The 20,941-nt window shown below is 53.6% G+C and carries 16 protein-coding genes; 9 read left to right on the top strand and 7 right to left on the bottom strand.

Annotated elements, in window-relative coordinates; all coding sequences use genetic code 11:
• Window positions 1–47 precede the first annotated feature (47 nt).
• Window positions 48–1,901, top strand: a complete 1,854-nt coding sequence (locus tag B0B07_RS03210) for an LTA synthase family protein (RefSeq protein WP_076756911.1) — start codon at window positions 48–50, stop codon at window positions 1,899–1,901.
• A 119-nt stretch (window positions 1,902–2,020) separates the two neighbouring features.
• Here the strand turns inward: B0B07_RS03210 and gdhA are convergent, their stop codons facing one another.
• From gdhA to B0B07_RS03190, 4 genes are all read right to left on the bottom strand, one after another.
• Window positions 2,021–3,403 (bottom strand): NADP-specific glutamate dehydrogenase, encoded by a 1,383-nt coding sequence (gdhA, locus tag B0B07_RS03205; RefSeq protein ID WP_076756910.1) that lies wholly within the window; start codon window positions 3,401–3,403, stop codon window positions 2,021–2,023.
• Between the two features lie 189 nt (window positions 3,404–3,592).
• On the bottom strand, window positions 3,593–4,237 hold the full coding sequence (locus B0B07_RS03200; protein WP_076756909.1) for an HD domain-containing protein: 645 nt from the start codon (window positions 4,235–4,237) through the stop codon (window positions 3,593–3,595).
• Between the two features lie 67 nt (window positions 4,238–4,304).
• Window positions 4,305–4,631 (bottom strand): YflT domain-containing protein, encoded by a 327-nt coding sequence (locus B0B07_RS03195; RefSeq protein WP_076756908.1) that lies wholly within the window; start codon window positions 4,629–4,631, stop codon window positions 4,305–4,307.
• A gap of 29 nt (window positions 4,632–4,660) precedes the next feature.
• Window positions 4,661–5,209 (bottom strand): sigma-70 family RNA polymerase sigma factor, encoded by a 549-nt coding sequence (locus tag B0B07_RS03190; RefSeq protein ID WP_144264276.1) that lies wholly within the window; start codon window positions 5,207–5,209, stop codon window positions 4,661–4,663.
• 293 nt (window positions 5,210–5,502) lie between these two features.
• Between B0B07_RS03190 and B0B07_RS03185 the strand changes: the two genes are divergently transcribed.
• Both B0B07_RS03185 and B0B07_RS03180 read left to right on the top strand, forming a co-directional pair.
• A complete protein-coding gene (locus tag B0B07_RS03185) occupies window positions 5,503–6,021 on the top strand; it encodes a cupin domain-containing protein (RefSeq protein ID WP_076756906.1) in 519 nt (172 codons plus the stop codon).
• Between the two features lie 109 nt (window positions 6,022–6,130).
• Window positions 6,131–6,817: a hypothetical protein gene (locus B0B07_RS03180; protein WP_076756905.1), complete on the top strand. Its 687-nt coding sequence runs from the start codon at window positions 6,131–6,133 to the stop codon at window positions 6,815–6,817.
• Between the two features lie 54 nt (window positions 6,818–6,871).
• On the opposite strand, the gene B0B07_RS03175 is transcribed toward B0B07_RS03180, so the two are convergent.
• The 3 genes from B0B07_RS03175 to B0B07_RS03165 form a co-directional block, all read right to left on the bottom strand.
• Window positions 6,872–8,179: a GTPase family protein gene (locus B0B07_RS03175; protein ID WP_076756904.1), complete on the bottom strand. Its 1,308-nt coding sequence runs from the start codon at window positions 8,177–8,179 to the stop codon at window positions 6,872–6,874.
• Window positions 8,180–8,395: 216 nt separating this feature from the next.
• Entirely contained in the window at window positions 8,396–8,812 is a 417-nt protein-coding gene (locus tag B0B07_RS03170) for a pyridoxamine 5'-phosphate oxidase family protein (RefSeq protein ID WP_076756903.1), read from the bottom strand.
• Between the two features lie 72 nt (window positions 8,813–8,884).
• Window positions 8,885–10,342 (bottom strand): alanine/glycine:cation symporter family protein, encoded by a 1,458-nt coding sequence (locus tag B0B07_RS03165; protein ID WP_076756902.1) that lies wholly within the window; start codon window positions 10,340–10,342, stop codon window positions 8,885–8,887.
• Window positions 10,343–11,045: 703 nt separating this feature from the next.
• Between B0B07_RS03165 and B0B07_RS03160 the strand changes: the two genes are divergently transcribed.
• The 6 genes from B0B07_RS03160 (at window position 11,046) to B0B07_RS03135 (ending at window position 20,923) form a co-directional block, all read left to right on the top strand.
• Window positions 11,046–11,339 carry a WXG100 family type VII secretion target gene (locus tag B0B07_RS03160; protein ID WP_076756901.1) on the top strand — a complete coding sequence of 98 codons (294 nt, stop codon included), beginning with the start codon at window positions 11,046–11,048 and terminating at the stop codon, window positions 11,337–11,339.
• 77 nt (window positions 11,340–11,416) lie between these two features.
• Window positions 11,417–11,656: an ESX secretion system protein YukD gene (locus tag B0B07_RS03155; RefSeq protein ID WP_076756900.1), complete on the top strand. Its 240-nt coding sequence runs from the start codon at window positions 11,417–11,419 to the stop codon at window positions 11,654–11,656.
• A gap of 48 nt (window positions 11,657–11,704) precedes the next feature.
• Window positions 11,705–13,051: a type VII secretion protein EssB gene (gene essB / locus B0B07_RS03150; RefSeq protein WP_076756899.1), complete on the top strand. Its 1,347-nt coding sequence runs from the start codon at window positions 11,705–11,707 to the stop codon at window positions 13,049–13,051.
• Window positions 13,052–13,090: 39 nt separating this feature from the next.
• The gene (essC, locus tag B0B07_RS03145) at window positions 13,091–17,575 is read left to right on the top strand and encodes a type VII secretion protein EssC (protein WP_076756898.1); all 4,485 of its coding nucleotides are present in this window, start codon (window positions 13,091–13,093) and stop codon (window positions 17,573–17,575) included.
• Entirely contained in the window at window positions 17,572–20,427 is a 2,856-nt protein-coding gene (gene esaA / locus B0B07_RS03140; RefSeq protein WP_076756897.1) for a type VII secretion protein EsaA, read from the top strand. Before essC ends, esaA begins: the two co-directional genes overlap by 4 nt.
• Window positions 20,417–20,923 carry a type VII secretion EssA family protein gene (locus B0B07_RS03135; protein WP_327078157.1) on the top strand — a complete coding sequence of 169 codons (507 nt, stop codon included), beginning with the start codon at window positions 20,417–20,419 and terminating at the stop codon, window positions 20,921–20,923. The genes esaA and B0B07_RS03135 overlap by 11 nt, the downstream gene beginning before the upstream one ends.
• The last annotated feature ends 18 nt before the right edge of the window (window positions 20,924–20,941 follow it).

The raw sequence follows: 20,941 nt of genomic DNA, 5'->3' as shown, positions 1-20,941 counted from the left end.
TTTACTTATATGGTTTTCAAACATGTTTGAGTTAAAGGTGGGATAATATGTATAAATGGGAGAAGAGAATCCTGATTGTCGTATACCTGTTGTCTTTGACTGTAATCATCTGCATCAATTCAAGCTTGATCGTGGATTGGCTGAATAAAAGCTTATTTGTAGATTTCTCCTTGCTGGAAAACCTCGATGTCAGGACCTCTTTCTATAGCGGGGCCTCTTTGGTCGTATTGATCTTCTTTGCCATGTATGCGATTTTCGGAACCTTCATAGTAAGTCTTCTCGTGACCAATTTAATATTTGCGGCAATCGTGATCAGTAACCAGATCAAAGTAAAAGAGAGAAACGAATTTATCACATTCAAGGAATTGCAGGCGATCAGTTCACCAAAAGAGTTGCTGTCATTTGTTGATATTCCTGTAGGGCAGGCACTGTTGGTTCTTCTCACCATCTTGTCGGTTTTGGTTCTCTTCCATTATGTCAGCAAGAAGATAGCAAAAAAGATGAACTTCAATATTGGATTGAAGACCAGAGTGGGTATTCTTCTGATTGCACTTGTACCATTAATTGTGATCTTTGTACACCCGGATACATATAATGCGAGGATATTGAAATATGAAAAGACCAATTCCCATAATTTCAATCCTGTTGCAAGAGCCAGACAAGACGGATTCATTCCGAGTTTTGTGCATACGATTAAACCGGATTACATGCAAAAGCCCGCCAACTACAACAGGCAGAATATCGAGAGAATAAGCAGTGACTATCTCAAAAAGGCCAAGTCGATCAACTCTGGCAGGAGCAATAATTTATCCGACTCCCAGACTATCCTGTATTTGAGTGAAACACTCATGGATCCCAAAAGGATTCCGGATCTGCTCAAAAACGAAACCCCGATCCCATACATCACCGACATGCAAAAAGTGCATAGTGGAGGCACTGTGTACAGCCAATATATTGGGGGAGGAACGGCCAATATAGAATGGTCGGTCCTGACGTCGTTTAGCCTGGAACTCTTTAATGAGCCGATGGCCACAACGCCGTACTCCGATTTTTATGTGGGCGCAAAGAACCATCATTCAATTCTCAATTACATTAAAAATGATAAGGTTGCCATCCATCCATATACGGCCAGCCTGTACAGACGGAAGTCAGTCTATCGGGAAATGGGTTTTGATGACTTCCTCTATCTGGATAATGGGATTCAGCATACCGGCAAATTGGGAACTTTCCAAAGGGTGGCAGATGAAGAATTCCATAAAGACATTCTTAGAGTACTGGGTGAGGAAGAAACAGGGTTCATCCATGCACTGTCGATGCAAAACCACTCCCCGTTCAATGGGGAACTGCCCGATATGCAGTACAGCCCGGACATTAATTTTGACATCTATCCTGAAAAGGATGGCCAAGGACTCGTTAATTACCTAAAGGGAACCAGGGCGTCTGATGAGGCAATCAGGCAACTGATCGAGGAACTTTCTGCATCAGACAAGGATATCAATCTGATGCTTTATGGTGACCACTTTCCAAGCTTGTTCAGAGGGAAAGAAGAACAATTCCCGGGCAGCCTGCTCCATGAAACCCCCTGGCTGCTATATATGAACAATGGACGCAGTGAAGGCGGAATCAATCTCGAAGGGATTTCCCCGATGTTTTTGACGACAGTCATATTAAAAGAGGGCGATTATTTTGTCTCGCCATTCCACAGTCTGATGGATCAACTACTTGAGTCAGGAGTTAAACGGATTGGAAAAGACTTCATCGTTACAGACGCGGGCCGGATTGCCGATTTGATGATGGATCCAGAAACGAGACAACTGGTGGAGGACTATCGAATGGTTGTCTACGATGCACTGTTCGGGTCCAATTGGCTGCCTGACGATTTTTTCAACTCGTTTGAGTAGCGGAATCCTGACGATATTGAAAATACCCCCAAAACCCGCGCTGATCGGCCGGATTTTTGGGGGTTTTGATTGAGTTGACTTTGATGAATCTTGAACAGCGGTTGTAAGAAGGACCGGCATCAGTTCAATCCTTGTGTCACCATGCCATCCGCGACTTTGCGGAACCCGGCGATATTGGCACCGGCCATCAGGTTGCCGGTGAATCCGTACTGTTCCGCAGTTTCCACGCAGTTCCGGTGGATGTCCTGCATGACGAGGCGGAGTTTCTCGTCCACCTCTTCCTCCGTCCAGGAAAATCGCATGCTGTTCTGGGACATCTCCATGGCGGACACGGCGACCCCGCCGGCATTGGCCGCCTTGGCAGGACCATACAGGATGCCGTTCTCCAGGAACAGATCGATCGCTTCCTGGTCGCATGGCATATTGGCGCCTTCCGCAACGGCGATCACGCCGTTTTCAATGAGCCGGGCGGCGGATTCCGCGCTCAGCTCGTTCTGTGTTGCGCAGGGAAGGGCCAAGTCGCACGGCACGGACCAGATGCCCTCGCAGTTTTCCGTATACTCGGCGTCCGGATGGAAATCCAAATAATCTTTGATCCTTCGCCGCTCGACTTCCTTCAGCTGCTTCACCGTATCCAAGTTAATGCCGCCGGGATCGTGAATATAGCCGTCTGAATCACTGCAGGCCACAATCGTCGCCCCGTACCCGATCGCTTTTTCCATCGCATAGATTGATACATTTCCGGATCCCGATACGATCGTTTTCTTGCCTTCCAGGTCCAGTCCGTGGTTCGCGAACATTTCGGCAGTGAAGTAAACGAGGCCATATCCGGTCGCTTCCTTGCGCCCGAGGCTTCCGCCGTTGGACGGGTCCTTGCCCGTGAACACACCTGCTTCGTAGGCATTCCGAAGCCGTTTGTACTGGCCGAACATATAACCAATTTCCCGCTTTCCGACACCGATGTCGCCGGCCGGTACATCGGTGTCCGGCCCGATGTGCTTCCAGAGCTCTGTGATGAAGCTCTGACAGAACCTCATGATTTCGCGGTCAGACTTGCCTTTCGGGTCAAAGTCGGCACCGCCCTTGCCTCCGCCGATCGGCAAACCGGTAAGTGCATTTTTAAAGATCTGTTCAAAACCGAGAAATTTGATGATGCTGTCATTCACGGAGGGATGGAAACGGATGCCGCCTTTGTAAGGGCCGAGCGTGCTGTTGTATTGAACACGATACCCCCGGTTCACATGCACTTTCCCGCTATCGTCTTCCCACGTCACCCGGAATGAGATGACCCGCTCGGGTTCAACCAACCGTTCCAGAATGCCATCCCGGATATATTCCGGATGTTGTGCGAAAACGGGGCGGAGAGAATCGAAGATTTCCCGGACGGCCTGCAGGAATTCCTGCTGTCCGGGGTTCCGGCGCTTTACCAGCTCATAAACATGGTGGACATAGTCATTGGCAGTCCTTCGGGTATCTTCAGTGGCGCCTCGCGTGATCTGCATGGTGCATCATCCTTTCCTTTGAAAATAAAAAAGGAACCACCGGGGGATCCTTTCAGGTTTCCGTTGATCTCTTGCTACCGCAGAATACAAATGGGATTTCATAATTATACATCAATTCGCCACTTTACACAATATAGAATATTCTCATTTTGTGGGCGGAAGGATGACACCGCCTGAACGGAACTCGAATCAATCTGCGGATGGACCGGGATTTTCCAGGATCCGGAGTGTGAGGCTTTTCACATCAAGTGCTGTTTTTTCATTGATGACATCCTGGACGATCACGTCCCGGAAATAGTCCACGCTCGCTTTGAGCGGCATGGCAAGGATTTTCTCCAAAGCGATCTCATACATCTGGATGAAATCCGGCTCGGTGTTCCCGCGTTTCAGTTCGGCGTATGCCTCATAAAATTGGTCGAGCTTGTCTGCTAGCTCCAGCAGCCTTCCCTCGAGTGTGCCGTCCTTGCCTTCTTTCATCCTATGGAAGAACACCTCCCGGAATTCTTCCGGGATTTCCCGCAGGATGAATTTTTCCATCATTTTCTCCTCAACAGTTGAGAGCATTTGCTTCAACTCGGGGGAAGAGTGCTTGACCGGCGTCTTGATGTCCCCGATAAAGACTTCTGCAAAGTCGTGGTTGATCGTCTTTTCGTAAAGGGACTTCCAGTCGACTGTGGCTCCATTCATCTCCTCGAGCGTCCCGAAGAACATCGCATACTGGGAGACTTTCCAGGAGTGGGCAGCGACGTTATGTTCCTCAAATTTGAACTTGCCCGGGGCGCGGATGATCCGTTCAAGGTCGTTCATGCTGGCAAAAAACTTGTGGATACCCATCGGCAGTCTCCTTTCCCAATAAAAGTGCATAGCAAAAAACGCCGCCTGTTGCGGCGGCGTTCCGGATTCAGGCGTTGTCCTGAGCAACGAGGACGAGTTTCCCTTCATCCAGCACTTTTTCATATTGATCCGCTTCCTGCTTGGAAAGCCCGACGCCTTCGAATTCGGAACGGAGTTCGTCTCCGCGTTTTGCGACGAAGTTCTTCATCGTCTGGAAGAAGCCTGTTTCGCCGATGCCCGGGGTTTCGACGTCCAGTGCCTTCGCAAGGTCATCTTCACGCTCCTGATAGTGAGCGAACAGATAGATATCATCTTTGTCATAGCCTTGGTTCACGAGTTTTTCAATTTCGTCGCGTGCTTGTACACCATTTTCCACTGAAAGTACTTTTACCATAAAGTAAATCCCTCCTGTTTTCGTTCATGTTAATCCTTACCCCTGCCGACAGAGGGATAAACGCCGTTCCGGTCGTGGGTTGCCGGTTCTTCCTCCATCCAAGTCCTCAGTTTTAAAAGAAGCCGTTCCCGGCGTTTTTTGACCCCGGGAACAGAGATCCCTTCCGTGCGCGCGATGACCGCATGGGGAAGCCGATCCTCAAAGAGCTGCCGGAGAAACAGGACTTCCGCGCTGCTGAGCCTGGGGACGGCGTCGCGCAGCCTGTCCATCCGCGGATCGCTGTCCGTGTCCGGACCGGCAGTGGCGCCGGCCAGATATTCAAGCTTCATTCCTTCGGTTGCGGTGAACGTATCACCGTACCGACCCTCTTTTTTCAATTCATCAAGCATGGCACCGCGAATTGTCCGGTAGGCGAACGGGGCCAGATGTCCCCGCGACGGGTCATACTTGCCGATCGCGATCCAGAGGGCAAGCCTGGCCGCCTGGCGGAAGTGGTCATGATCACGGTGGATATGCAACTGACGGAGCATCGAGGAAATCATCGGTTCGTACTGCGAGATCACTTCTTCGTTTTTCAAGTTGTGGCCTTTCCGGCCGTGCACGGTGCCTTCTTATTCCCGGGTGCCCCGATCGTAACCTGCCGGCGAGCCCGCTGCGAACCGGCTTAACGGGGATTCCGGCTGAAGAAACGGTTGATTGCCGGCGCAATTCGGCACGATCGGATGGTTGAAGAGGGCTGAAGGCCAGTCGGAAAAGGCAAAACGAATCAACTTTTAAAAGCGGTGCGTGCTATACGGCCGGACGATTATGGAGTCAATTGACGGGTAAGGAGGAAGTAAAGACAATTCTGCAGGAAAGGGATGAGCGCGGTATGGACGTGCAGGTGCGGTCGTTTTATATGAAGGACGACGGGCAAGTGCCGAATAATCCGGACTTGCCGGTCATATTCTACCAGAATGCGTATGACGGGGAAACGGGGCCGGAACCGGACTCGATCAGTGGGTCTTTCGCCGGCCATGGTTGGACGAACAGTTGGACGGGTGATGTGTATGATTACCATCATTACCATACGAATACCCATGAGGTGCTCGGTGTTGTCCGCGGGAGGGCAACGATGCTGCTCGGCGGTGATGCGGGTGAGCGGCTGGAAGTGAAACCGGGGGACGTCATTCTCTTGCCTGCCGGGACTGCTCACAGGAAACTCGACTCTTCTGATGAGTTTGAAGTCGTCGGGGCGTATCCGGACGGCATGCAGCCAGATCTCAAGGAACGTGATCCAAAGGAAAAGGCAAGCGCCAAGAACACCATCTCAAACGTGCCGGTCCCCGGGCAGGACCCGGTGTTCGGCAAAGACGAACAAAGTCCGATGTTCCACAAATGGATCAAGTGACAAGGGAAGCCTGGACCGAGCCGTCCAGGCTTCATTTATTTAATTGGGCTCTCCCCGTGAAAGCTGTCGGACAATCCCGTATAATTGGAGATAGAAAGGGGGGAGCGACATGGACAATCATGAAAATAGAGAGATTGGCCCGGCCGGCGGTCCGTACCCGAACTGGCCGGAAGCGGGCGGATGGCTCGCCCGCAGAAATCGGCGTGAAGCACTGCTGGATTATTATTATCCGAAAGGCCAGTATGAGAAAGAGGCCCGTCGGGAGATGCGTGCCGTGCTTACGGAGTTCGAAGAAAGGTTCCGTCGCTGGTATCCGTCGCTCCCCGATCCGGACTTCACTTTGCTTTACCGGGACAAGCCGAACCATCATACACGGCGGGAGGACGTCCGCGACGCGGTCCGTCTGTACCGTGCAAAAAATATCGGCTGGGGGAAGCTCTCCCGCATACAGGAAGCGCTCGATCTGTATTATTTGATGGAAGCACAGTCGGCCCACTTCAAGCGGGAGGTCGACAAAGCCGCCAATGCGCAAAAATGGATCGGAGAAGATCACTTCAGCGGGTTTTTCCCGGAAGTGGCCGAATCGATGCAGGAGCGGCTCAAAGGCCTTGTCCGGAGCGGGTTTGACACGCTGCTGAAACTGCAGGAACAGCAAAAACAGGCCGAATCCACGGTGAAGCGGCTGGCGGCCGGAAAAGGCGATCTTTGGGCACGTGCTGCAGAGCTTGCCGGCGATCTCCTGGCCTATCCGTTCAAGCAGATCGGAAAGGGAAGCAACAATGGCAAACGACACTGACAGATCAAACGACCCAAAAGCCCCCGGCCGCTCCATGCGGCCGGGGGCTTTGAATTATTTCTCTTCCTGCTGTTCCTCGAACTCCCGCCGGGCGTCTTTGACGATCTGTCCGAGCTGGTCTTCCGGTACTTCCCGGAGGTAATAGGCCACGGCCGCCTTGCCGATGGCGTACGTGCCGCCGCTCGCAATGCCGGCACTGATTGCCGAACCGGCACCCGGGAAGAACAGGTTCGCAAATTTGCTCCCCTGCTGGGCGACCATCCGCAGCGTGAATCCCGTTGCGCCCACGCCGCCGAGTGAGACGAGCAGCTCCCGGGCCGTGCGGAATTCCAGCTCCCGGCCCGACAGATAGGCAATGATCATCAAGAGGATCGATTGCAGGGTCAGGAGCACGGCGATGTCCGTGGCGATGATCGGGCTGAGGGCGACCGTTGCGCTGAGGGCAGAGAAGATCTTAATGAACCGTTCAGAGATCCGGATGGCGATCCTGTTCAGCCGTACGGTGAGACCCAGGTGGATTGCCGCCCGGACGTCCAGGTTCTCCTCTAAAAAATCTAGCAGTTCTTCTATCCCGCGACGCCCGTCAAAAGCGATCGACGGGTTCCCGTCCGCGGATCCCTCCTCTTCTTCGCCGGTCCCGTTCCATTCGATATACGAGGACACCGGCAGGATGGCCTTCGTTGCCACACCGTGCTCGCCGAAGATACGGGCGAGCTGATCCGTCTTCTCCCGGATCAGGCTCAGTTTCTCGGCCGGATAGTTATCCGGCTCCTTGATCCGCGACGGATTGAGTTCGTCGATGTGCGTGAGGATGGCGACAAGGGGAAGTTCACCGCCCGTCTTGTCCATGAGGTTTTTTGCGGCCATCACATCTTTGTCAATGTGTGCCCGCTCGGTCGCCTTCTGGAGGAAAAGCAGGGCGTCCGGATGGAACTCCCGCACCACGTCTGCAAGCTCGTCCTCCGCATTCGTGTCGAAAGTCTCGGACTCGCCCGTCCCGCGGGTGTCAATTACTTCAAAGTACACCTGTCCGTCCGATTCGTAAGTGAATTTCCTGGCTTCTTTCGTTCCGATCTCAACGTCGCTGACCTCAGCGAGATACTTGCCGCTCATGGCGTTGACCAGGCTGCTTTTGCCCACGCCGGTCCTTCCGACAAGGACGAATCTCGGCGGTCTCGGATTCTTCAGCCCGTCGAGCAAGACGCTGAGGTCATCGTCGTCGGTGATTGCTTCGAGAAGCTTTTTTCGCTGCTTGTCGGAAACGAGATTCCCCGGGATCTTCTCCATCAGATCCTCTATGTAATGGTTCAGGTTCCCGATGTGGGTGAGACGCTTCTGCATCTCGTCGAATTTTGGATTCATATTGGCACCCTCCCGTACAGTCATTTCACTCTATTATCTACTTATACCCGACAATCCGGCCACCGAGACATCCGGGGAGGGGGAATATAAACGCATTTATCCAACACTGCCGCCGGTCCCGGGCTATCCGGAGGGAGGAATACCGAGAACCAGGTGATCCGCCCCATCGACAAATCAAAAACCGTCCCGGCTTCATTCATGCCGGGACGGTCTGTCTCAGGAAAAGTCGACCTCCTGAGGGGGCTGGCCTTTTTTGTTCATGACGCGCATTGAATCGGGTTCGATCTTCAGGATGACGAGGTCCGGGTCGTCCGGGCCGTCGAACCAGCCGTTCATTGCGTCGTTCCACACCTTATCGATGAGGCCCCGGTCGTCGGTCACGGTTGCCGTACCCATGATTTCCAGATAGTCATCGCCGAAACCGTCCCCGTCGTAGCCGATCAGGATGTGGGTGTGCGGGTTTGATTCCAGTTCATCCACTTTATCGGTCTTCCGTGAAGTGGCCGTGTAGAGCTTGAACCCGTCATTGAAGAATGTCATGTACCGGCTGAAGGGTTTGCCGCCCTGAACGGTCGCCATTGTTCCGATCATGCTTTCGTCCAGGATTTTTTGTGCAGATTCCTTTGCAGTCATGTCAATATTCCTCCTGTCTGATGCAGTCCTCCGTATCATTCCCCAGGGCGACTGCACCTAAACGGCAGGAAGTCACTTGTCACGGTCTTCGTAGAACAGGCGGAAATCGGGATCGACATTTCCGATGTTCAGATAACGTGCCTTGTAATCCCGCAGCAGCGCAAAGAACTTTTTGCTCAGGAACAGGAGGACGACCAGGTTGATGAATGTCGGGATGGCCGTCGTGATGTCCGCAAAGTACCAGACATACTTGCCCGGGAGCTGATAGAAGACGGCATAGATGACGAGCAGCAGACCCGGCAATGGATAAACCCATTTGAACAGGAAGACAATCTTGTTTTTCAGCGGAATGCTCCGGTCTTTCGAGAAAATATGGCGGAGCAGGATTTCGTAATAGGTGTACCAGCCGGTTGTCGTCGTGAGCCCGAACAGGAAGACCGAAATCGTGATGACATAACGTCCGGTCGTTCCGATGCCTTCCTCGAAGGCGGCCAGCGTCAGTGTGGCACCGTCCAGCCCGCTTGACCAGACGCCGGTCACGATGATGGTCAGCGCTGTGATCGAGCAGATGACAATCGTGTCGATAAACACCTCCGCCGCCCCCCACAGCCCTTGTTTGACCGGGTGGTCGGTCTTGGCGGTGGAGTGGATCATCGGGGATGTCCCCCAGCCGGCCTCGTTGCTGTAGACGGCACGGGCAACGCCCATCTGGATGACCTGGGCGATGGCCGCCCCCGCGAAGCCGCCCACAGCGGCCATGCCGTTGAATGCACTGTCAAAGATCAGACGGAACACGGGAATGATGTCGCCGGCGTTCGAGAAGATGATATAAAGGCCGGCGATCAGGTAAAACGCACACATGAACGGGATGAGTTTTGCGGCAGTTTCACCGATTCTTTTGATGCCCCCGAGGATGATCAAATAGATGCCGACCACATAGATAAGGGAAGAGGGGATCAGCCCGAAGCCGAAGGTGGAATCGATGGCTTCGGCGACCGTGTAGTTCTGCAGGGTGATGAAGAACGTTGCAAAGATGCCGAAGCCGAATAGGATGGCCGGGATCTTCCACCATTTGATGTTGCGTTCTTCGCCGAGTCCTTTCTGCATGTAGTAGGTAGGACCGCCGTACGGGTCTCCTTTTTCATCGGAGTTCCGATAATGGACGGCAAGCGTCACTTCCACCATTTTGGTCATCATCGAGAAAAGGGCGGTGATCCACATCCAGAAGACGGCCCCCGGCCCCCCGACTGCAATGGCGGTCGCGACTCCGCCGATGTTCCCGACGCCGACGCTGCCGCCGATTGCCGTGGCCACTGCCTGAAACGGCGTAAGGATTCCTTTTCCGGTATCCTGCTTCTCACGGTCTTTCTTTGAGAACACCTTGCCGAATGTCGCCTTGAAGATGTGGGGCAGATGGGTAATCTGAAACACTTTGCTGCCGATCGTGAAATAAAATGCCACAAATAAAACCGTAAATATGAGCGGCAGCCCCCATAGCCACCCGACGATCTTTTCCAACATCTGATCCATTCATCTTTCCCCCTTTGTCGTCTTCATCCCTCCGCTTGGGATTGATTGATTGCATCCTATGGCAGCAAGCGTGCTCATAGAATCATTCCGCGGAGTTAGACATTATGATAGCGTTAATTCGACAAGAAAGGTACTGTTTTTTGAATAATCAAAACGATATGGGCAATTAGTCGCGGCCCATATTGGAAAATACCCCCGGCCGAGCCGCCGGAAGTGAGGGATAATGGAATGGATGGTTCAGATGGTTCATCAATTGACAAATGAATCCTTGCCTGCCGAAAAAAGAAGGGCGACGATGATCACGATCTGATCATTCTATGAGTACTGGCAGGAAAGTAGAAAAATATAAAAATGAATCAAAAGACCTTCAGGAAAGGGGGTTACCAAGCCTTAATTCCTAAAATGGCGGAAAATAAATGACAATTAAATCGCTATATTCACAGGGTTTATCAATTCATCCTCCCTGCGGGCTGAAGGGCTCCCGGTTTTTTGAGTCTTTCGGCTTAACTTCAAATCATCTCGACTTCGACACAATTTTGACAAAATTTTTACTGGATGGTATTCATGTAGAAGGAAAGTCCCAAAGCGGTCGCTTTCGGATGCGCCATGCCGCTTTTTGCGGATCGGTATGTATGGGCCGGCGGGCGGATTCCCCGGGCCGGCCGCTGCGACTATTTCAATAAAAACAGAGGAGCTGAATGGAATGTCAGGTATCATTCGCGTCACCCCTGCTGAACTGGAAGCAATGGCAAACCGCTACAATAACGAGTCGGGAGAAGTGGAAGCACAGATCGGCCGTCTCGACGGCATGATCTCGGAACTGCAGTCCGCTTGGGAAGGGGCTTCGAGCCGTGCGTTCGCTGAGCAATACGAGCGCCTTAAGCCGCATTTCAATGATATGCGTGAACTTCTTACGGAGATCAGCGTCCAGCTGAACCGCACCGGCCATGCACTTCGCGATGCGGATGAGCAAATTGCCAGCCAGATCCGTGGCTGATTGACAGCAAGTGGATTCAGGAGCGCCTTTCACGGTTGGGAAAGGCGCTCTTCCTTGATTAATGGGAGGGAAAAGACATGTATGTCGAAGTCACGGTCGATCTGTCCAATTATGAAGGAGATGTGATGGACCTTCGATTGTCGGATTATCATACATTCAAAAAAGTGACGCACATCGCACGGCAGGTGCAAGATGTGACAAAGCATCAGCGGGAAGGCCACTGGGTAAGGGTCGTCAATAAAAATCGTACATATCCGGGCCATATGACGCTCGCGCAATGCGAGATCAAGTCGGGAGACCGGCTGGAGATTCTCTGATATACGGCTATACGGCGACTTCAAGAATCAGCAAAGGGGAAGACCGACATGGCAAAGGAAGACAGGCATTCATCGTATATGGAAGAACTGCTGGACGCAGTGATCCGGCATGAAAAAGACGGGAGTTCGTTCGTTTTCCAGACTGAACGGATCGGCTTGAAAAATGAAGCGGAAATCGCCTTTATCGCCGCCATCGATCCGGCCATCCGGAAAACGATAGAGCTGAAGGAGGATGAACTCACGGTCCATGCCGCATTCCCGGAACGGTTCCGCCGTTTCGAAGATGTGCTGCTAGAGGATGAAAAGACGAAATGGATTCTGGCCGGGAGACTTGTCGAAACGGCACAGGAAGCGGGGAATGGGCGCCTGCATCCGGTGATCTGTCCCGAAAACATCGTGTTCAGCAGCGGATTGGAACCCCATTTCCTCCACTATGGATTAACCGGAACCCTGCCGCCCTCCAAATCGGATCCGGAGCGCGTCTGGCTTGAGACAAGGGCCGCTGCAGCGTTCCTCGTTGACGGAAAATATTCATTCAGTGATTATCTCCGCCATCATGAAACCCTTGCACTCGGGACTCAAGCCGGTTCGATCATGAATGCGGAATCTCCCGAGGCATTGCTTGATTACGTAAGCAGGAACATCCGCCTGATCGACTTGCGGGCAAGAGAGCAGTTGAACGTGCCACGAAAAAAGTGGAGGATCACCAAGGGCCTTTCAATCGGACTTGGAATCCTCCTCATCCCGGCAATCATCTTTACACTTTATACATTCATCTATGAAAAACCGAAGAATGAGGCCATCACCCGTGCGCACGAGTCTTATTTATTGAAGAAATACAGCGATGCGGTTACCGAGCTGTCCGATTATAAGGTCCAGGCACTCCCCTATGTGACGCTCTATGAACTTGCGGATTCCTATGTGATCAATGAACGGCTGACCGAAACACAGAAAGAGAATATCCGGTCGAACATCACACTGAAGACGGATGAGGATTATTTGAAATACTGGATCCACATCGGGAGAGACGAGGCCGAAGAGGCGGTCGACCTGGCACGGTCCATGGAAGACCCGGTACTGCTTGCCTACGGATTGGCCATGCGCCAAGAGGAAATCCGTTCAGACCGTGAACTGTCCGGGGAGGAAAAGCAGGACATGATCGGAGAGATCGATCAAGAGCTGGGCGAGATCAAAGATGCCATGGAAGAAGTGCAGCAGGCAGAAGAAGAAGCCGGGCAGGCTTCCGATCAACCAAGAGGTCCATCAGCAGAGGAAAAGTCCGGAAAGGAAAAAACGGAGGATGGGAAGGAAGACAAAGCGGGAAAAGCGGAGGAAAACGGGGGAACGCCGGCTAAAAAAGCCGGTGATGAACCGGATGACGGCAAAGCTTCCTGAGTGTGTATCCGACCAAAGAGGATAAGAAGGTGAAAAAACATGCAACAATTATGGGTCCATTACTCGGACCATTATCAGAAAATCGAGTTCGATGAATATTCGGTGAAGCGGATGGACATCGGTCCATCGATCGAGCATGCAATGACCGTCCTCGATTTTCCTTTTGTGAAGGGTCCTCTTGAGCTGAAGGGCGGCGAGGACGGCTTCACCGTGTCGGACAGCCAGGGCAGGATCGGGTTCCTGGAAGTCGGGAAGCCGGTTTCCCTTACACAGAGAGGGAGGCAGCTAACATTGTCCCTGCGGCAGGCCCCCCGGCGTTCGTTTTCCTATTTTACCGGACATGTAAGCGAAATTTCGTTCGGTGTGACGGATCCGAACGCCTCGGTCAATGTAACAGGCGGTCGCTGGGATCCCGCGGACACGGAAAAACGGTTTTCATTGCTTAGGCAGGAAGACGGCTGGACGGCGGATGTCGAATTCGGCTGCCCGTTTTATCTGAACGGGCAGAGAGTTTCCGGAACCGTGCAGATACGTACCGGGGATGTCATGCAATGGCTGCCGATGGAAATCAGGCTCAAAGAGACGGATGTGCTGGAAGTGCGGGCCACCGCAAAATTCTCATCCGGTCTTCCTCCGTTTGCACCGCCTGTTTCGGAGGTGATGAGGACCTATCCGGAATACCGGCGGACCCCGCGTCTTGTGCATGAAGCTCCCGAAGAAAAAGTATCCTTGTCATTCCCGCTGCAGGAACAGCCTGATGACGGACGCGGTTTATGGCTCATCATTTTGCCCCCGCTCGTCATGCTTATCGTCATGTCGCTTGTCGTCATTCTGATTCCGCGCGGCCTGTTCATCATCATCTCAATTTCAATGTTCATCGTCACGATTTTCACCTCGACCGTCCAGTACTTCAGAGAGCGGAAAAGGCGGAGGCTTGCCGAGGAAAAAAGACGGCGGGTCTATGCGAAATATCTGGAAAACATCCGGGAAGAACTTTACGAACTGCGCAGGGCGCAATACCGGATGCTCCGTCACCATTATCCTCCGTTTGAGGAATTGAAGAAGATGGCCTCCGGATTGTCGGGGAGGATATGGGAAAAAACAAGGGAGAGCCGGGACTTTCTCCATTTCAGGCTTGGAACGGGCAAGGTGCCGGCAAGCTATCAGCTAACCTTGTCATCCGGAGATCTGGCCAATCGTGAGGTCGATGATCTTCTGGAGCAGTCCCAGACCATTGAGAAGGTATACAGCGAGCTGGACCATGCACCGATCACGGCAGATCTTTCAAAGGGCATCATCGGCCTGTTCGGAAAAGAGGATGTCATCCGAAAAGAGATCGGCCAGATCGTCGGTCAGCTGGCCTTTTTCCACAGTTACCATGACCTCCGCTTTGTTTACATATTTGACGGCTCCAAGTATGCCCAGGAAGAGTGGATGAAATGGCTTCCTCATTTCACCCTCCCGCATATGCATGCCAAAGGCTTCATCCATGACGAGCGCACACGGGACCAGCTCCTCGGATCGCTCTACGAGATCCTCCGGGAACGGGACAACCGTGAAGACCGGGACAAAACGGTGTTCTTGCCGCATCTCGTCTTCATCGTCTCCGATTATAAGCTCATCGGGGAGCATGTCATTCTGGAATATCTGGAAGGAAAGGACCACGAAGCGCTCGGCATTTCCGTTATTTTCACGGCTGCTGCAAAGGAACGGATCACAGAAAACGTTCATATGCTTGTCCGATATGTGAACAGCCGGGAAGGGGATATCCTGATCCGCGACCGGTTGGCGGATGATACCCGGTTCATGCTGGATGTCCATGAAGCCGAAGGGAATGAACCGTTTGCCCGCATGCTGCGGACGCTGGATCACCAGGTGGGAATGACGAATTCACTGCCGATGTCTGCAGGGTTTCTTGAGATGTACGGCACCCGGGATGCCGAGTCCCTCCCGATCCTCGATTACTGGCAAACCAATGAATCTTCCAGATCCCTTGCCGTGCCGATCGGCTACAAGGGAAGGGATGACCTGCTCGAACTGAACCTGCATGAGAGAGCGCATGGACCTCACGGCCTGCTCGCAGGAACAACAGGATCCGGTAAATCTGAATTTCTGCAGACGTATATCTTGTCGCTTGCAGTCAATTTCCATCCTCATGAAGTCGCTTTCCTGCTCATCGACTATAAAGGCGGGGGGATGGCACAGCCGTTCCGCAATATTCCGCATCTGCTCGGAACGATCACCAATATTGAAGGGAGCCGGAACTTCAGCCTGCGTGCGCTCGCTTCCATCAAGAGCGAACTGAAACGGAGGCAGCGCCTGTTTGACAGGTATACGGTGACCCATATCAATGAGTACACGGCACTGCACAAAAATGGTGTGGCGGAGGAGCCTCTTCCGCATCTGTTCCTCATCTCGGATGAGTTCGCAGAGCTGAAGAGCGAAGAACCCGAATTCATACGCGAACTCGTCAGTGCCGCAAGGATCGGGCGGAGCCTGGGGGTTCACCTCATCCTTGCCACCCAGAAACCGGGAGGAATCATCGATGACCAAATCTGGAGCAACGCGAGATTCCGTGTGGCCCTGAAGGTCCAGGATGCTTCCGACAGCAAGGAAATCCTGAAAAACGGCGATGCCGCAACGATCACCGTCACCGGACGGGGTTATCTGCAGGTCGGCAACAACGAAGTGTACGAGCTGTTCCAGTCGGCCTGGAGCGGGGCACCCTACCTTTCGGAAAGCCACGAAGGCGAGGAGGAAATCGCGCTCGTGACAGATCTGGGGCTGGAACCTCTGAGCAGCCTGTCAGTGAGTTCCGCCAGCCGCAAGAGCGGTCTCACAGAAATCGAGGCAGTCACTGCAAGGATTGCAGAGGCGGCAAAGGAAATCGGGGCCGGACGGCTGAGCAGCCCATGGCTGCCCCCGCTGCCGGACCGTCTTTCAAGGACGGGGCTCCGCACATATTCAGCACCCGGCTTTGCCATCGGTCTTGTCGACGAGCCTGAGAAACAGAGCCAGCGCCCGGTCGGATACAATCCCGCAACGGACGGCAATGTCGGCATATTCGGATCCCCCGGATACGGAAAGTCCTACACGCTTCAATCCCTCCTGCTTGGAATTGCGGAAACGATGCCGCCCGAAGAGGCCCATTTGTATTTGATGGACTACGGAAACGGTGCCCTGCTGCCCCTGAGGCAGCTGCCGCACACGGCAGATTATCTGACACTGGATGAAGAACTCAAGCGGGACAAGCTGGTCCGCTTGATCCGAAGCGAGATCAACCGCCGGAAGACGCTGTTCCAGCAAGCCGAAGTGAGCACAATCCAGATGTACAATAAGATCTCCGCAGAGCAGCTTCCGCTTCTGTTCATCGCCATCGACAACTACGACATCATCCGTGATGAGATGGAAGAGCTGGAGCTGCAGCTGAACCAGTTCGGCCGGGACGGACAATCGCTGGGCATCCACTTCCTGCTGGCAGCCACAAGGCCGCAATCTGTCCGCCAGACACTCATGAACAACCTGAAACTAAAAATTGTCCACTACTTTATGGATTCGACCGAAATGTACGGAGTGATCGGGCGGCCGCCATTTACGCCGGAACCGTTCCCGGGAAGGGCGATCATCAAACGCGAAGACGCCTTGTTCGCCCAAATTCCCCTGCCTGCTGACGGATCAGACGACTTTGAAGTACTGGAACAGGTGAAAACGAAAGTCGCCGGGCTGAAGAAACGCCATGAGTCGTCCGTCAAGCCGGAGCCGATCCCGATGTTGCCGGCAGAACTCCCGTATGAGCAGTTCAAGATTCTGATCAAGGACGGTGAGCGGACAGGGCTCATTCCGGCGGGACTTGATGAAGAGACGGTCAGGCCGGTGGAAATTGACTTTGCCAAAAATCGCCACCTGTTGCTGATCGGACTTGCGCAGCGGGGCAAGACCAATGCAATGAAATTGCTTCTCCGGTCGATCCGGGCGGGTCAATCGGGGCCGGTTGCCGTGTTTGACTCATTCGACCGCGGCTTGGCGGAATATGCCCATGACCCGGCGGTTTCCTACACCGACACGAAAGAGAAGCTGGAAAACTGGCTGTCGGAGGCGGAGGAGTATATGACGGCAATCGAATCCGAATACATCGCATCCCTGGAACTGTCCGGCGGCACTTTTGAACCGGTGCCATCCTACCTTCTGATTGACGGATATGCCCGGTTCCTGCAGACTGCCGATTCCCGTATCCAGGACCGGATTTCCAGGATGATGAAAAACTATTCGCATCTCGGATTCAATGTCATCGTCTCAGGCAGCAACGCAGAAATTTCCAAGGGATATGATGCATTCACCAATGAACTTAAACTGGTCCGCCAGGCGCTCATCTTCATGAAGAAGTCCGAACAGACGATCCTCAATGTTCCGTACGAACGAAAAGAAGAAGAGCCGCCGGCCGGCTTTGCACATTACGTACTGAACGGCAACAGCAAAAAAATCATGATTCCGTTCTGCTCAACTGAGAAGGAGACCGTACGATGAATAAGAACATTAAAAAGACTGCGGGACTGATCGCAGGAATCGTGGCCATCATCGCTCTTCCGGTACTGTTCTTCGGAATGATGTCCGGAAACTTCATGGCGCTCGCCCAGCCGTCCGAGCGGAAAATCGCCGTGGTGAACGAAGATCTCGGGAGTGTCCGAGATGATGAGAAAGTGGAGATGGGCAGGGAAGTCGTATCGATCCTTTCCGAAGATTCACCCTATAAATGGGAAGTTACAGGACGGGGCGCGGCGGAGAGCGGCCTGAAGTCGGATCGCTATGATGCAGTTCTGTATGTCCCGTCCGACTTTTCGGAGAGCATCCTTTCCTACGATGAGAAAAACCCGGAAAAGGCTGAATTCACCTTTTCGGTCCAGCAGCAAAAGAGCGGGACTTCAAAAGAGAAAGTGCTCAAAGAGATTGAACGGGCCACCGACCGGGTGAACACAAAAGTTGCGACGCTCTACTGGAGTTATGTCGCAGCGGAGATGGACCATGTCAAAAAGGAATTCAACACCATCCTTGAAAAGGAAAGTGAATTCCTCGACTCGATGGTCGGCTATTACGAACCGGGTTCATCCTCACTTGCAGATCAGCTTCAGCGACAGAGGGAGCAGATGGAGCAGATTCAGGAGACCGTCAAGTCTGCAGGCGACGACAGCCACGCCGCCCGGATCGACAGCGTAGAGTCGTTCACAAAGGAACTGTCGGACTTCACCATCCATGTCGAGCAATACAAAGCGTTCCAGCTTGCCCAGCGGGGTGTGCTCGAAGAACTCCAGGGCGGGAATATTGCGCAGATTCAGACCGCTGCTGCCAAACAGGCCGAGCAGTTCCAAGAAACGCTCAGTTCACTCAAAGCGAACAATGAACAGCTCGCAGCGGAGCTCGAGAAAGTGAACAATCAGATTGAATCAAACAAAGAAAAGTTCAATGAGCTGGAGCAGCTCCGCCTGAAGAGGGCGGAGCAGCAGGCGGATGAAATCCTTGCGGCCCAGGGTACGGCGATTGACCGCTACAATGATTCCGTGATCGGCAATCTGATGCAGCGAATCCGCAAGGGAGCCGGTTCCCAGATTCCGGATGCACCATTGCCGGAGGGCCAGCCGGACGAGGAGGAACTGCTTGCAGCGAAGGAAAAACTCGAACAGCGGGCTGAAGAATCCGAGAACATGGAGCCCCCCTCATTCGAAGAGGAACAGACAGGCATCCGCGAACTGGAGACTTCAATTGCAGGCATGAGAGAACAGCTGGCCGCCGAACAGCCGGAGTCTCCTCTTCTTGCAGAACTTGATGGGGCTGCGGAGAAGCTTGCGGGACTGGCGGCTGACCTCGAGGAAAAAACGTCCTCCCTCATGCCCGGGGACTATGCCGAAGCGGCCAAGACCGCTGCCGAATTGTACGGGGAGCTCTATGGTGCCTATTCGGACCTGAGCGATGCCTACTCTACGGCCCAGCATACGCTGGAAGAATACCCGGCTGACACGGTCGCCATTGTCCGGGAGATTGAGGAGAAAGAAGCGGGCCTTCTGCAGCATCCGGCCCTTCCTCCCAAGATGAAAAAGGAAATGCAGGAACTGTTCGACAAGGCACCGGCAGGGGAAGACCTATCCACACTTCTTGCCTACCATGCGGCACTTGAGCAGATGGCGTTCGCACTCGGCCAGCAGCACAAGGAAGAGGGCGCCCTGAAAGATGAGGTGCTCAAGGATGAAATCATCAAGACGCTTACAAAAGGAATTGCTGCGCTGAAAGAAGAAGAGCTTTCCGGCTGGAAACAGGTCAGCGGGGATATCCCGGAAACCGGCGTACGGGTTGAAGAGCTGAATTCTTCGTTTGCCGCCATCATGGCAGGATACAAAGAGTCTGTCGGCATGCAGCATGCCTCTCTTCTGGAAGACCTCTATGCGCTGGATGAACAGGCAAATACGATGCTTGCCCAGATTCAGGATCCCGCCTCGCGGATATCGGGAGGAGAACCGGTTGCCGACATGGGGGCCGGCCAGGTCGTTTCGGGTCAGGCGGAAATCGGTTCGCAGCTGATCGCGTTGAGCAACACGATGAATGCGGTAGCCGGACGGCAGGACACCATCACCGGCTATGCCCGTGACCTTCAGGACAAAGCGAACGGGTTCGAGAAGACGACCAACGTCTTCAGTGACCGCTGGCGGCGGAATCTGGAAGCGATCGACGCGTTCAACAATGACATCCAGGGCTTCCTGGACAATACGTATGTGGACGGCCAGGAAAACGGTTATGTGTTCGATCATTTCATCAACCCGCTCCAGGCCAAGGGGGAAGCGGTGGCAGGCGAAGAGTTGAAGAAAGTGCCGCCCGTTATCCTCTATGTCATCATGCTGATCTCCAGCCTGTCGATCGGTTTCTTCAGCCACAAGCTCCGGGACGGCTCTCCGCTTCTCCGGACCGGGTTCCTCGGGCTGCTGAGCCTCATCACAGGCCTCATCATCAGCCTGTACAGCGTGAATATGTATGCGCTGAATGATCAGCGCGCAGTTGAATGGACCATCTTCACTATTCTGGTCATCGTGGCGGGGGCGGCGCTGCTCAGCACCGCGCTCGACGCAAATGAGACGGCGGGCTGGATTGCCGCCATTGTGCTCATGTGCCTGTATATCGCACCGCTCCTCATCCTCGGAGTTCCGGAGGCGAATGTACCGGATATCTTGTCCCCGGTCTATACGTCGATCAAATATGATCCGGACACCCTTTTCGATACCGGAGCAGCCATCGCCGGGATTGCGGCAGTACTGATGCTCATCTCCGCTTGGCTTGTGAAGCGATGGGAAAAGAACGGTGAAACTCCTGCACAGGAAGATTCGTATGAAGTGTAAGTTCGTGCCAGCTTTGATCCTGGCTGTGTGCGCGTGTTCGGTTCCGGACTGCGTTGCAGCAGCGGAGGATAACCCGGCCGAGGATTTGGAGTCATTGAAATATGACTCGCTGAAGTTCGATCAAAACACGGAATATCTGCATGACCGGGGTCATCTCGAGATGAAAAACACGTTGTCAGAAGCCCAGGTCAAGCTCGATTTCTCCGAGCAAATCCGCTTTCCGTCTCCGATTGACCCGTCGGCGCTGTTCAACGAACCGGGCAGGGCTTCTGCCGGGACGGCTGCCGCGGTCGCTTCGGAAATGGGACTGTTCAGTGAGGACCGTCCAACCGCATCTGTGCGGCCGGAAAACAACGCCGGACCGCCGGCCGAGTCTTCCGGGGGAACCACCTTCAGGACGTGGGCGTTTGTCGGCATCATCCTGCTGTCCGTAGCCGGCCTGTTTGCACTCATGCTGCCGGCACTGCTAAGGAGCGGGCGGGGATCGAAAGCTTAATAGATCATCGGCGATAAG

The organism is Edaphobacillus lindanitolerans (assembly GCF_900156305.1).
Lineage (GTDB): Bacteria > Bacillota > Bacilli > Bacillales_A > Planococcaceae > Bhargavaea > Bhargavaea lindanitolerans.
This window is presented reverse-complemented; position numbering and strand designations above follow the sequence as displayed.

Bases quoted from the DNA above. Each gene is read 5' to 3' on its own strand.
- esaA (WP_076756897.1), top strand. From the start codon at position 17,572: ATGAATAAGAACATTAAAAAGACTGCGGGACTGATCGCAGGAATCGTG.
- B0B07_RS03155 (WP_076756900.1), top strand. From the start codon at position 11,417: ATGTATGTCGAAGTCACGGTCGATCTGTCCAATTATGAAGGAGATGTG.
- B0B07_RS03170 (WP_076756903.1), bottom strand. From the start codon at position 8,812: ATGACTGCAAAGGAATCTGCACAAAAAATCCTGGACGAAAGCATGATC.
- B0B07_RS03165 (WP_076756902.1), bottom strand. From the start codon at position 10,342: ATGGATCAGATGTTGGAAAAGATCGTCGGGTGGCTATGGGGGCTGCCG.
- B0B07_RS03160 (WP_076756901.1), top strand. From the start codon at position 11,046: ATGTCAGGTATCATTCGCGTCACCCCTGCTGAACTGGAAGCAATGGCA.
- B0B07_RS03185 (WP_076756906.1), top strand. From the start codon at position 5,503: ATGGACGTGCAGGTGCGGTCGTTTTATATGAAGGACGACGGGCAAGTG.
- essB (WP_076756899.1), top strand. From the start codon at position 11,705: ATGGCAAAGGAAGACAGGCATTCATCGTATATGGAAGAACTGCTGGAC.
- B0B07_RS03175 (WP_076756904.1), bottom strand. From the start codon at position 8,179: ATGAATCCAAAATTCGACGAGATGCAGAAGCGTCTCACCCACATCGGG.
- essC (WP_076756898.1), top strand. From the start codon at position 13,091: ATGCAACAATTATGGGTCCATTACTCGGACCATTATCAGAAAATCGAG.
- gdhA (WP_076756910.1), bottom strand. From the start codon at position 3,403: ATGCAGATCACGCGAGGCGCCACTGAAGATACCCGAAGGACTGCCAAT.
- B0B07_RS03135 (WP_327078157.1), top strand. From the start codon at position 20,417: ATGAAGTGTAAGTTCGTGCCAGCTTTGATCCTGGCTGTGTGCGCGTGT.
- B0B07_RS03200 (WP_076756909.1), bottom strand. From the start codon at position 4,237: ATGGGTATCCACAAGTTTTTTGCCAGCATGAACGACCTTGAACGGATC.
- B0B07_RS03210 (WP_076756911.1), top strand. From the start codon at position 48: ATGTATAAATGGGAGAAGAGAATCCTGATTGTCGTATACCTGTTGTCT.
- B0B07_RS03180 (WP_076756905.1), top strand. From the start codon at position 6,131: ATGGACAATCATGAAAATAGAGAGATTGGCCCGGCCGGCGGTCCGTAC.
- B0B07_RS03195 (WP_076756908.1), bottom strand. From the start codon at position 4,631: ATGGTAAAAGTACTTTCAGTGGAAAATGGTGTACAAGCACGCGACGAA.